This is a genomic window from Halopseudomonas maritima (assembly GCF_021545785.1).
In the GTDB taxonomy this organism is placed as follows: domain Bacteria; phylum Pseudomonadota; class Gammaproteobacteria; order Pseudomonadales; family Pseudomonadaceae; genus Halopseudomonas; species Halopseudomonas maritima.
Window position 1 is genome coordinate 2,353,167 of record NZ_CP079801.1, and the last position, 13,258, is coordinate 2,366,424.

General features: G+C 61.7%; 7 protein-coding genes. 5 read left to right on the forward strand and 2 right to left on the reverse strand.

Going from position 1 to position 13,258, the window contains the following annotated elements; translation table 11 throughout:
* The first annotated feature begins 252 nt into the window (after positions 1-252).
* From gltB to HV822_RS10860, 5 genes are all read left to right on the forward strand, one after another.
* Positions 253-4,704 carry a glutamate synthase large subunit gene (gene gltB, locus HV822_RS10840; RefSeq protein WP_238870000.1) on the forward strand — a complete coding sequence of 1,484 codons (4,452 nt, stop codon included), beginning with the start codon at positions 253-255 and terminating at the stop codon, positions 4,702-4,704.
* A 96-nt stretch (positions 4,705-4,800) separates the two neighbouring features.
* Complete coding sequence (locus tag HV822_RS10845; protein ID WP_238870001.1) at positions 4,801-6,219, forward strand: FAD-dependent oxidoreductase; 1,419 nt, start codon at positions 4,801-4,803, stop codon at positions 6,217-6,219.
* A 125-nt stretch (positions 6,220-6,344) separates the two neighbouring features.
* Positions 6,345-7,427 (forward strand): uroporphyrinogen decarboxylase, encoded by a 1,083-nt coding sequence (gene hemE / locus HV822_RS10850; RefSeq protein ID WP_238870002.1) that lies wholly within the window; start codon positions 6,345-6,347, stop codon positions 7,425-7,427.
* A gap of 55 nt (positions 7,428-7,482) precedes the next feature.
* Entirely contained in the window at positions 7,483-8,253 is a 771-nt protein-coding gene (locus HV822_RS10855; protein WP_238870003.1) for a ParA family protein, read from the forward strand.
* A gap of 77 nt (positions 8,254-8,330) precedes the next feature.
* On the forward strand, positions 8,331-9,605 hold the full coding sequence (locus HV822_RS10860) for a bifunctional O-acetylhomoserine aminocarboxypropyltransferase/cysteine synthase (protein WP_238870004.1): 1,275 nt from the start codon (positions 8,331-8,333) through the stop codon (positions 9,603-9,605).
* A gap of 179 nt (positions 9,606-9,784) precedes the next feature.
* Here HV822_RS10860 and HV822_RS10865 read toward each other — a convergent pair whose 3' ends face one another.
* Both HV822_RS10865 and selO read right to left on the reverse strand, forming a co-directional pair.
* Positions 9,785-11,572 (reverse strand): SLC13 family permease, encoded by a 1,788-nt coding sequence (locus HV822_RS10865; RefSeq protein WP_238870005.1) that lies wholly within the window; start codon positions 11,570-11,572, stop codon positions 9,785-9,787.
* Between the two features lie 132 nt (positions 11,573-11,704).
* Entirely contained in the window at positions 11,705-13,129 is a 1,425-nt protein-coding gene (gene selO / locus HV822_RS10870) for a protein adenylyltransferase SelO (protein ID WP_238870006.1), read from the reverse strand.
* Positions 13,130-13,258 lie beyond the last annotated feature (129 nt).

Consider the following 13,258-nt stretch of genomic DNA (forward strand, 5'->3'; position numbering starts at 1 on the left):
GTTGGCCCGGGCTTGCCCGGGCCGATCGATGAATGGCGTGGTCGGCGGCCGTCGGTAGCGCTATAGTTGAGCGAAAAAGTTTCCTATTTACGACATTTGAATACGCCCAAGCGGCATTTTTGCGCCAAAAAAAATTGTGGGCGTGCTTGGCGCTGTGTACAATTACTCCCCTTTTGCCCGGCGCAGGGCCAGATTTGTCCGTGGTCTGGTTATTCAAGCGCTTGAATTTATTAGCTTTTTGAGAGAGTGCCTATGAAAGCAGGTCTATACCAGCCTGATCAGTTCAAGGATAACTGTGGCTTTGGTTTGATTGCCCACATGGAAGGCCAGCCCAGTCATCACCTGCTGCAGACGGCAATCGAAGCCCTTACCTGCATGACGCACCGTGGTGGTATTAACGCCGACGGCAAGACTGGCGACGGTTGCGGCCTGCTCATTCAAAAGCCGGATCGCTTCTTGCGTGAGGTTGCTCGCGAGACCCTGTCGGTTGAGCTACCCGAACAGTATGCGGTCGGCATGGTCTTTATGGGTACCGACGACGCATCGGCAACGGCTGCCAAGCAGGCGTTCGCCGATGCCCTGGCCGATCAGGGTTTGACTGGTCTGGGCTGGCGCCCGGTGCCTGTCGATCCGACCAAACTTGGCCCCTTGGCGCGCAGCAGCCTGCCGCGCATCGAACAGGTATTTGTCTCCGGCGAAGGCCTGGACGAGCAGCAGTTTGGCGTGAAACTCTTTTATGTGCGTCGCAAGGCTGAAATCGCCATGCAGGCCGACAGCAGCTTTTATGTCTGCAGCCTGTCGCACAAGGTCATTTCCTACAAAGGCCTGATGATGCCTGCAGATCTGGACAAGTTTTATCCAGATCTGGGTGACGCGCGTATGGAAACCGCCATCAGCGTGTTCCACCAGCGCTTCTCCACCAACACGCTGCCCAAGTGGCCGCTCGCCCAGCCGTTCCGTCTGGTTGCCCATAACGGTGAGATCAACACCATCACCGCCAACCGCAACTGGGCGCACGCGCGCCGCAACAAGTTCACCAATGACCTGATGCCGGATCTGGAAAGCCTGGCACCGCTGGTCAACACCACCGGCTCCGACTCCTCCAGCATGGACAATATGCTCGAGCTGCTGCTGTGCGGTGGTATGGATCTGTTCCGTGCGATTCGCATGGTGGTACCGCCGGCCTGGCAGAACGTCGAGACCATGGACGCCGACCTGCGTGCGTTCTACGAGTACAACTCCATGCACATGGAGGCTTGGGACGGCCCGGCGGGTATCGTGCTGACCGAAGGGCGTTATGCGGTGTGTCTGCTTGACCGTAACGGTTTGCGTCCCTCGCGCTATGTCATCACCAAGAATGGCTACATCACCCTGGCATCGGAAATCGGTGTGTGGGATTACAAGCCCGAAGACGTGGTGAGCAAGGGGCGGGTTGGCCCCGGTCAAATACTCGCGGTCGATACCCAGACCGGCGAAGTGCTGCATACCGATGATGTGGCCAACCGCCTGAAGTCCCGCCACCCCTACCGCAAGTGGCTGAAAGAGAATGCGCTGCGCATTCAGGCGACGCTGGATGACCGTGATCACGGCTCCGACTTCCTGTCTGCCGAAGGGCTGAAGCAGTACATGAAGATGTTCCAGGTCACCTTTGAGGAGCGTGATCAGGTACTGCGCCCGCTGGCCGAGAACGGCCAGGAAGCGGTTGGCTCCATGGGTGATGACACCCCGATGGCGGTCTTGTCCGGTCGAGTACGCTCGGTCTACGACTACTTCCGTCAGCAGTTCGCGCAGGTAACCAACCCGGCGATCGATCCGCTGCGAGAAGCCATCGTCATGTCGCTGGAAACCTGCCTGGGTGCCGAGCGCAACGTCTTCGAAGAGACGGCGGACCACGCCAATCGTGCCATTCTCAGCTCGCCGGTCATTTCGCCGGCCAAGTGGCGCACCATCATGAACCTGGATGAGCGTCCCGGCTTTGCGCGCCATGTGATCGACCTGAATGTCGCTGAAGGCACGTTGCTGGGTGACGCGGTCAAGAGCATCACCGCGCAGGCCGAGGCGGCCGTGCGTGAAGGCAAGACGCTGATCGTGCTGAGTGACCGCGCCATCGAACAGGGTAAGCTGCCGGTACATGCGGCGCTCGCGGTTGGTGCGGTGCACCACCATCTGACAGCGGTCGGCCTGCGCTCGGAGTGCAATATCCTGGTCGAGACTGCCACCACGCGTGACCCGCATCACTACGCGGTGCTGCTCGGTTTTGGTGCTACCGCCGTATACCCCTATCTGGCGTACGAGGTGCTGGGTGACCTGATCCGTACCGGTGAAGTGATTGGCGACCTGTACGAGACCTTCAAGTATTACCGCAAAGGCATCTCCAAGGGTCTGCTGAAGATCCTGTCGAAGATGGGGATTTCCACTATCGCGTCCTACCGTGGTGCCCAGCTGTTTGAAGCTGTGGGCCTGGCCGACGAGGTGGTTGATCTTTGCTTCAAGGGGGTTGCCAGCCGTATTCAGGGCGCGCGCTTTGAAGATCTGCAGGCCGAGCAGTTGCTGCTCGCTAAAGAGGCGTGGAACCCGCGCAAGCCCATCCAGCAGGGTGGCTTGCTCAAGTTCGTCTTTGGTGGCGAATACCACGCCTACAACCCGGATGTCGTTCGTGCGCTGCAGGATGCGGTGCAGGGTGACAGCTACGACAAGTACCAGGAGTACGCGGCGCTGGTAAACAGCCGCCCGGTAGCTGCGCTGCGCGACCTGCTCAAGGTGCGTGACGACCAGCAGGCCATTGCGCTGGATGAGGTTGAGCCGCTGGAGTCGATCTTCAAGCGCTTCGACTCCGCCGGTATCTCGCTGGGCGCGCTGTCGCCTGAGGCCCACGAAGCCATCGCCGAGGCGATGAACCGTCTGGGCGCGCGCTCCAACTCGGGTGAGGGCGGCGAAGACCCGGCCCGCTACGGCACCGAGCGCACTTCCAAGATCAAGCAGATTGCCTCCGGCCGTTTTGGTGTGACTCCTGAGTATCTGGTCAATGCCGATGTGCTGCAGATCAAGGTGGCCCAGGGTGCCAAGCCAGGTGAAGGTGGCCAGCTGCCCGGTGGCAAGGTGAACGAGCTGATTGCCCGCCTGCGTTACGCAGTACCCGGCGTCACCCTGATCTCGCCGCCGCCGCACCACGATATTTACTCGATCGAAGACCTGTCGCAGCTGATTTTCGACCTCAAGCAGGTCAACCCGCAGGCGCTGGTCTCGGTCAAGCTGGTGTCCGAGCCGGGGGTGGGAACCATCGCCGCCGGTGTCGCCAAGGCCTACGCTGACCTGATCACCGTGTCCGGTTACGACGGTGGTACCGGCGCCTCGCCGCTGACCTCCATTCGTTACGCCGGCTCGCCCTGGGAGCTTGGTCTGTCCGAGGCGCACCAGACCTTGCGCGGCAACGACCTGCGCGGCAAGGTGCGAGTGCAGACCGACGGTGGTCTGAAGACCGGTCTGGACGTGATCAAGGCGGCTATCCTGGGTGCCGAGAGCTTTGGCTTCGGTACTGCGCCGATGATCGCGCTGGGCTGTAAGTACCTGCGTATCTGTCACCTGAACAACTGTGCAACCGGTGTCGCGACGCAGAACGAACACCTGCGTGATAACCACTACATCGGCACCGTGCAGATGGTGATGAACTTCTTCACCTATGTTGCGATGGAAACCCGTGAGTGGCTGGCTAAGCTGGGCGTGCGCAGCCTGCAGGAGCTGATCGGGCGTACTGATCTGCTGGAAATCCTGCCGGGCGCTACCGGCAAGCAGCAAAACCTGGACCTGCGTCCGCTGCTGGGCAGCGACCTGGTGCCGGCCGACAAGCCGCAGTTCTGCGAGTCGCCGCGCAACGAGCCGTTCGACAAGGGGCTGACCGCCGAGAAGATGGTCGAGATGGCGCGCGCCGCCATTGATGGTCGCACCGGTGGCGAATATCAGTTGTCGCTGACCAACTGCGACCGCTCCATCGGCGCCCGCGTGTCTGGCGAGATTGCCAAGGTGCACGGCAACCAGGGCATGGTGACCGCGCCGATTACCTTCCGCATGACCGGCACCGCTGGTCAGAGCTTTGGTGTCTGGAACGCCGGCGGCCTGCACATGTACCTTGAAGGCGACGCCAACGACTACGTCGGTAAGGGCATGACCGGTGGCAAGCTGACCATCGTGCCGCCCAAGGGCAGCCCGTTCCGCTCTGAGCAAACGTCGATTATCGGCAACACCTGTCTGTACGGCGCCACCGGCGGCAAGCTGTTCGCTGCCGGTATTGCCGGCGAGCGTTTTGCCGTTCGTAACTCGGGCGCTCACGCCATCATCGAAGGTGCGGGTGACCACTGCTGCGAGTACATGACCGGCGGCATGGTCTGCGTACTGGGCAGCACGGGCCATAACTTCGGTGCTGGCATGACCGGCGGCTTCGCCTACGTACTGGACATGGACAACACCTTCTTCGACAAGCTCAACCATGAGCTGGTCGAGCTGCACCGCATCAGCAACGAGTCGATGGAGATGTATCGCAGCCACCTGACTCAGGTGCTGACCGAGTACGTCGCGGAGACTGACAGTGCATGGGGTGCCGAGGTGCTGGACAACCTGGACGACTACATTCGCCGTTTCTGGCTGGTCAAGCCGAAGGCCGCAAGCCTGCGTGCGCTGCTGACCAGCACCCGAGCGAACCCACAATAAGCCGCCTGAGGCGGGCCGCCAGGATGGCGGCCTGTCGGCCCTGATGAGTCTGGCAGTGGTGTGACTTAACCGCCGCTGCAGTGTAGAGGTTTAGATATGGCAGACCGTTTGAGTAACGACTTCCAGTTTATCGATGTAGGTCGTGAAGATCCGAAGAAGCGCCCGCTGCGCGCGCGCAAGACCCAGTTTGTTGAGATTCACGAGCAGTTCAAGCCGGACGCGGCCTCCGAGCAGGCGCACCGCTGCCTCGGGTGCGGTAATCCCTACTGCGAGTGGAAGTGCCCCGTGCACAACTTCATTCCCAACTGGCTGAAGCTGGTCTCCGAGGGCAACATCCTTGAAGCCGCCGAGCTGTCGCACCAGACCAACACCTTGCCGGAAGTGTGCGGCCGTGTGTGTCCGCAGGACCGCCTGTGCGAGGGTGCCTGTACCCTGAATGACGGTTTTGGTGCTGTAACCATCGGCTCAGTCGAGAAATACATCACCGATACCGCCTTTGCCATGGGCTGGCGTCCAGACATGTCCGCCGTGGTCCCCACCGGCAAACGCGTCGCCATCATTGGCGCCGGCCCGGCTGGTCTGGGCTGTGCTGATGTGCTGGCCCGCGCCGGCGTATCGCCGGTGGTGTTCGACCGTAACCCGGAAATTGGCGGTTTGCTGACCTTCGGTATTCCCGAGTTCAAGCTGGAAAAGACGGTAATGTCCCGTCGCCGCGAGGTGTTCCAGGGCATGGGCATCGAGTTCCGCCTGAACACCGAGATCGGCAAGGATGTGATGATCGATGACCTGCTGGCCGAATACGATGCGGTCTTCATGGGCATGGGCACCTACACCTACATGAAGGGTGGCTTCCCGGGTGAAGACCTGCCCGGCGTCTACGACGCGCTGGATTTCCTGATTGCCAACGTCAACCGTAACCTGGGCTTCGAGAAGTCCGCAGACGACTTCATCGACATGAAGGGCAAGAAGGTCGTGGTACTGGGTGGTGGCGACACGGCGATGGACTGCAACCGCACCTCCATCCGTCAGGGCGCCAACGCGGTCACCTGTGCTTACCGTCGTGATGAGGCGAACATGCCGGGGTCGCGCAAGGAAGTGAAGAACGCCAAGGACGAGGGCGTGAAGTTCCTGTTCAACCGCCAGCCGATTGCCATTGTCGGTGAGGACAAGGTTGAAGGCGTCAAGGTGGTCGAAACCCGCCTGGGCGAGCCCGACGCCCGTGGCCGTCGCAGTCCGGAGCCGATCCCGGGCTCCGAAGAAGTGCTGCCGGCGGATGCCGTCGTCATCGCCTTTGGTTTCCGTCCGAGCCCGGCTGACTGGTTTGCCGACAAGCAGATCGACACCGACAGCCAGGGCCGTGTGATTGCGCCCGAGCAGGCGCAGTACAAGTTCCAGACCAGCAACCCCAAGGTGTTTGCCGGTGGCGACATGGTACGCGGCTCTGACCTGGTGGTGACGGCCATCTTCGAAGGCCGTCAGGCTGCCGAGGGTATCCTCGACTATCTCGGGGTGTGACAACAGGTCACGGCCTGAGTGTTACTAACAAGGGCGCCTGCGGGCGCCCTTGTTGCTTTGTGGCCTGCTGTTTGTGCGCAATTGCCGCTACAATGGCCGCTGACCTTTTTTGACTGGATGGCCCCATGACTGAATTGAAAAACGACCGTTTCCTGCGCGCGCTGGCACGTCAGCCGGTGGATGTCACCCCGGTGTGGATGATGCGTCAGGCCGGCCGCTATCTGCCCGAGTACCGCGCATCGCGTGCTCGCGCCGGCGACTTCATGGGGCTGTGCATGAATCCGGAGATGGCCTGTGAGGTGACCTTGCAGCCGCTGGATCGCTACCCGCTGGACGCCGCCATCCTGTTTTCTGACATTCTGACCATCCCCGACGCCATGGGGCAGGGCCTGTACTTCGAGACCGGTGAGGGCCCGCGCTTTCGCAAGGTGATCAACACCGCTGCCGATATCGAGGCGCTGCCGGTGCCGGACCCGGAGCAGGATCTCGGCTACGTGATGGACGCGGTGCGCACTATCCGCCGTGAGCTGAACGGCCGCGTGCCGCTGATTGGCTTCTCGGGCAGCCCCTGGACGCTGGCGACCTATATGGTCGAGGGCGGCTCCTCCAAGGACTTTCGCAAGACCAAGGCCATGCTGTATGACCAGCCCGAGGCCATGCACCTGCTGCTCGACAAGCTGGCGCAGTCGGTGACCAGTTACCTCAACGGGCAGATCAAGGCCGGCGCCCAGGCGGTGCAGATTTTTGACACCTGGGGCGGCAACCTGTCTGCCGACGCCTACCAAAAGTTCTCTCTGGCTTACATGCGCAAGATCGTGTCGGGACTGATCCGCGAACACGACGGCCGTAAGATTCCGGTCATTCTGTTCACCAAAAATGGCGGCCTGTGGCTGGACAGCATTGCCGACGCGGGCGCTGACGCACTGGGTCTGGACTGGACCATGGATATCGGCGTTGCGCGCTCGCGGGTTGGTGCAAAGGTTGCATTGCAGGGCAATATGGACCCGACCGTGCTGTACGCCAAGCCGGCTGCCATTCGCGCCGAGGTGGCGCGTATCCTGGCCAGCTATGGCAAGGGCAGCGGGCATGTCTTCAACCTGGGGCACGGTATTACACCTGAGGTCGATCCGGCTCACGCCGGTGCCTTTATCGAGGCGGTGCACGAGTTGTCAGCGGTTTATCACGACCCGAATGCTATCGTGGTCTGACCCACCTGCGCCCACAAAGGGCTGGGTAGGCGTTATCTGAACAAGGAGAGGGCGTATGCGTAGGGTAGTGTTCAATCAGAAGGGCGGGGTAGGCAAGTCCAGCATCGCCTGCAACCTGGCCGCCGTCAGTGCGGCCGCGGGCTACAAGACGCTGGTGATTGATCTGGACCCACAGGCCAATTCCAGCCATTACCTGCTGGGTGAGCGGCTGGCTGATGTGGACACCACCATCGCCGATTTCTTCTCCCAGACCTTGTCCAGCGGCCTGTTCGGCAAGAAGGCGGAAAACTTCGTCACCGAAACGCCGTTCGAGAACCTCTGGCTGATGCCGGCCAGCCCCGAGCTGGCCGAACTGCAGCACAAGCTGGAGTCACGCTACAAGATCCAGAAGCTGCGCAAGCTGTTAAAGGACCTGAAGGACAACTACGAGCGGATCTACATAGACACTGCCCCGGCGTTCAACTTCTACACCATGTCGGCACTGATTGCCGCTGATCGCGTGCTGATTCCTTTTGATTGTGACAGCTTCTCGCGGCAGGCGCTGTACGGCCTGCTGACCGAGCTGGAAGATGTACGTGAAGAGCACAACGAGGACCTGGCGGTAGAAGGCATCGTGGTTAACCAGTTTCAACCGCGTGCGGCCCTGCCGCAGAAAATGCTGGATGAGTTGATAGCCGAAGGCTTGCCGGTGCTGCCGGTACACCTGAACAGCTCGGTGCGCATGCGTGAATCGCACGAGGCGGCCACGCCGCTGATTTTCCTCGATGGGCGGCACAAGCTGACCCAGCAGTTTATGGCGCTGCACGACCACATCGAGGCGCAATAGGCGGCGCCCGGTCGCATTGACCAGCCGGCTTTCCTTCTGCATGCTCGGCGCTGGACTTCAATAACAAGGACAGCGCCATGAAGCTTGAAACGCTAGCCATACACGCCGGATACACCCCCGACCCCAATACGCACGCGGTTGCCGTGCCGATTTACCAGACCACTTCCTACGCCTTTGACGACACCCAGCACGGGGCCGACCTGTTCGACCTGAAGGTGCCGGGCAACATCTACAGTCGCATCATGAACCCGACCAACGACGTGCTGGAGCAGCGCGTTGCGGCGCTGGAAGGCGGCGTTGGCGCCTTGGCCGTGGCCTCCGGCATGGCGGCTATTACCTACGCGATCCAGACCCTGGCAGAGGCGGGCGACAACATCGTTTCCGTGGCCAAACTCTACGGTGGCACCTATAACCTTCTGGCCCATACCCTGCCGCGTCAGGGCATCGAAACCCGCTTTGCTGCCCATGATGACATCGCGGCGCTGGAAAGCCTGATTGATGCGCGCACCAAGGCGGTGTTCTGCGAATCCATCGGCAACCCGGCGGGTAACGTGATCGATATTCAGGCGTTGGCCGATGCCGCGCACCGTCACGGTGTGCCGCTGATTGTCGATAACACCGTGGCTACCCCGGCGCTGTGCCGGCCGTTTGAACACGGTGCCGATATTGTTGTGCACTCGCTAACCAAGTATATGGGCGGTCACGGCACGACCCTGGGCGGCATCGTGGTGGATGGCGGTTGCTTCCCTTGGGCAGAGAACGCCGAGCGCTTCCCGCTGCTCAATACCGCCGACCCGTCCTATCACGGTGTGGTTTATACCGAGGCCTTTGGTCCTGCTGCCTTCATTGGTCGCTGCCGCGTCGTACCGCTGCGCAACATGGGCGCAGCGCTGTCGCCGTTCAATGCCTTCATGATCCTGCAGGGGCTGGAAACCCTGTCTCTACGTATGGAGCGTCACTGCGACAATGCCATGGCCGTTGCCCGCTTCCTGCAGGATCATTCGCAGGTTGCCTGGGTGCAGTACGCCGGGCTGGAAGATCACCCCGAGCACGCCCTGGCCAAACGCTATATGGGCGGCAAGCCGGCCTCGGTGCTGTCGTTCGGAATCAAGGGCGGGCAGGAGGCCGGAGCGCGGTTTATTGATGCGCTGAACCTGGTGGTCCGTCTGGTGAACATTGGTGATGCCAAATCGCTGGCCTGCCACCCGGCATCCACTACGCACCGCCAACTGAACGACGAGGAACTGGCTAAGGCCGGCGTGTCGCGTGACATGGTGCGTCTGTCGATCGGTATCGAGCATATCGATGACATCCTCGCCGACCTGTCGCAGGCGCTCGAGGCCTCGCGCTAGGCGCCTCCCGCTTTGCGGGAGGTGAGCGACAAGCCGCAAGCTTCAAGCTGCAAGCAAAACCCGCGCGGTGTTGAATCGCGCGGGTTTTCTTTTGGACAGCTTATGGCAGGCGCGCTTGACGGTCTTGTCGTCGATCTCATCCTGACTACGCTTGCAGCTCGCGCGCGCCAGCGCGCGTTTCAGGGAAACAGCGGCCAGACCAGCGGGATGATCAGTGAGGCGGCTAGCCACATGATCAGGTTCAGCGGTACGCCGATGCGCATAAAGTCCGAGAAGCGGTAGCCGCCGGCGCTGTAAACGAAGGTGTTGGTCTGGTAGCCGATGGGTGTGGCAAAGCTGGCGCTGGCTGCGAACATCACCGCCACCACAAAGGGCGTCGGGTCGGCGCCCAGCTGCTGCGCGACCCCAATGGCTATGGGGGTTACCAGCACGGCGACGGCGTTGTTGCTGACTACCTCGGTCAGCACCGAGGTAAGCAGGTAGATAAACGACAGCATGAACAGCGGCCCCAGCAGGGGTGACAGCGTCATCACATGGCTGACCACGGTATCGACCAGGCCGACCTTGTTCATGGCGATACTGATTGCCAGCATGCCGAAGATCAGCGTCAGAATACGCCAGTCGATGGCCTTGTAGGCGTCTTCGGTGTCCAGACAGCCGGTGGCCACCACCAGTGCGGCGGCAATCATCGCCAGCCCTTCGATCGGCATTACCTTGAACGCGGCGAGCACCATCACGGCGAGCACGGCGGCGATGGCAATTGGTGCCTTGTCGCGGCGGTAGGCGCGTTCTTGTACCGAGTTCAGGCTGATCAACTCGCCGTTGTCGGCAAATTTCTTGATCTGCGACGCTGTGCCTTCCACCAGCATGACGTCACCGAATTGCAGTTCGAAGTCATCCAGGTTGTCCTGGATGTTCTCGTTGTGGCGGTGTACTGCCAACACGTGAATGCCGTAGCGCGCAGTCAGGTTGAGGTTGCGCATGGGGCGGTGGCTGTAGCGCGAGTTGCGGCCCACGATGGCCTCGGCCAGCATCACATCGCGGGTGGAGATGGTCTCGAAGCTGTCGGCGCGGTTGATCGCCAGCAGGCCGTTGTGCCGCAGCTCGACAAAATCACGCATGCTGGTGTGCAGCACCAGACGGTCGCCTGCCAGCAACTGGGTGTCGTTAAGCGGGGTAGACAGCTCCTCATCGCCGCGAAAGATCTTCAGTACGCGGATGCCGCTGTTGCCGTTCAGGTTGGCTTGGCTGATGGTCTGGTTGATCACCGGCGAGTCGTGCGGCACCAGCAGCTCGGTCATGAAGGTGCGCGCCTGATCCGGGCGCAGCTGACGTGACAGGCTTTCACGCTCAGGTAGCAGGCGATGGCCGATCAGCAGCACAAAGGCCATGCCGATGCTGGCCATGATCATCCCTGGCAGGGTGATGTCGAACATGCCGAACGGCTCCAGCCCCATCTGCCGGGCAACGCCGTCGACCAGGATGTTGGTGGAGGTGCCGATCATGGTCATGGTGCCGCCGAAGATGGTGGCGTAGGACAGCGGAATCAGCATCTTCGAGGGCTTGCTGCCCACACTGGTTGCCAAGGCGATGGCCACGGGGGTGAGAATCGCGACAACCGGTGTGTTGTTGATGAAGGTTGATAGCAGCAGGGCCGTCATCATCAGACTGAACAGCGTGCGCCACTGGCTGCCACCGCCCATGCGCGCCAGCCAGTTGCCGAGGGTTTCGACGCAACCGGTACGTTCCAGTGCCGCGGACAGGATAAACATGCAGGCGATGGTGATGGGGGCACTGTTGGACAGCACGCCAAGGACGTCGGCCGGGGACAGTAGCTGGCTGACCAGCAGCACGGCAACGGCAATGCCGACGACCACATCAGGGCTGAACTTCTCGCGCGCGAACGCGTAGAACACCCAACACAGCAGCAGCGCCACACCTATCAGTGGCAGTGAATCCCAGCTCATCGGTAACCGAACTCTCTCGTGAGGTATCGGGTCCGCTGCCGGACCCATGCTGGGCGTCACATTAAGAGGCGGCGCTATATTTGTCCAAGCACAAAAACTGATTTTTATATTCTCTAAAAGAATAAGCTGCGATCAGGACGAGCAACTGATTTCCAGGTGCCGGCCCCAGTCCGGCGGGGCCGTTGCGTAGGCCTCGGCGCCAGGCTGGGCGCTGAAGGGGTGGCGCAGGATCTGGTGCAGTCGGCGTACCTCGCTGAAGTCTTCCTGCTCGGCGGCGGCGATCGCGTTTTGTGCCAAGTAATTGCGCAGTACATACAGCGGGTTGGCTGCCTGGCGGCTGGCCAGAGGGGCGTCGCAGCGTTGCGCATGTTCACGTTGCCAGTTATCGAAGGCGGCGCGATCAATGAACTGGTCACGTACCAGCGGGTGCTCTTCGGCCAGCTGGCGCAGGGTCAGGTGGTAGTCGGCGCCGCTGGCCTGCATCAGTTGCAGCAGGGCGTCGATCTGCTCGGCGTCATCCTCCCGCGCGGCTGTCCAGCCCAGGCGCTGGCGCATCAGCGCCAGGTAGTGCTGCTCGAACAACGGCATGAAATGCGCCAGCTCGGCCTTGAGGTCGTCCACGGCGACAAAGGGGGTCAGTGCTTGTGCCAGGCAGGCCAGGTTCCACTGTGCGATCAGTGGTTGGCGGTGGAAGGCGTAGCGACCCTCGTGGTCGGAGTGATTGCAGATGTGCCGGGCGTCGAAGGCATCGAGAAAGGCATAGGGGCCAAAGTCGAAGGTGATGCCCAGAATCGACATGTTGTCGGTGTTCATGACCCCGTGGCAGAAGCCGTAGGCCTGCCAGCGGGCGACCATCTCGGCGGTGCGTCGCAATACAGCGCCCAGCATGGCCCGCTCTGGCTGCTCGGTTGCGCGGCAGTCGGGGTAGCAGGTGTCCAGGGTGAAATCGAGCAACTGGCGCAGGTGCTCGTGCTGGCGGGTGTAGTAAAAGTACTCGAAGTGACCAAAGCGAATATGCGAGCGGGCCAGGCGCAGCAGCATGGCGGCGCGCTCTTCGCGCTCGCGGTACACCGGGTTGTCGCCGACCGTCACGCACAGGGCGCGGCTGGTCGGGATACCCAGAGCATGCAGGGCTTCGCTGGCCAGAAACTCGCGGATTGACGAGCGTAGCACCGCGCGGCCATCGCCCATGCGCGAGTAAGGTGTGCTGCCGGCGCCCTTGAGGTGCAGGTCCCAGTGCTCGCCGGCCTGGTTGACCACTTCGCCCAGCAGCAGGCCGCGACCGTCGCCCAGCTGGGGGTTGTAAGCACCGAACTGGTGGCCTGAATACAGCATTGCACGCGGCTCGGCCTCGCTCCAGACCTTGTGACCGGCAAACAGTTCTACCAGCAGCGGGTCGGCTGCTTGCTCCTTGTCCAGATCCAGCAAGGCCAGCGCGTCCTCGCTGCATACCACCAGGCGCGGATTGCTCAGCGGCTCGGGTAGCACGCGGCTGGAAAAAGCGTCTCCCAAACGGGCAAAGCGATTATCGAACTGCAGGTCGGCCAGGGTGGGCACGATTGGCTCCTTGTTGGGGTTTGGCTCACCATGCTACAGCAGGGCCGCGCGGCTGGCAGCGCTGCGTTATAGCGCTGTATCAGGGGGGCAAATGCATCGCCCAATTTCTTGACCCCGGGGGCACCGCTC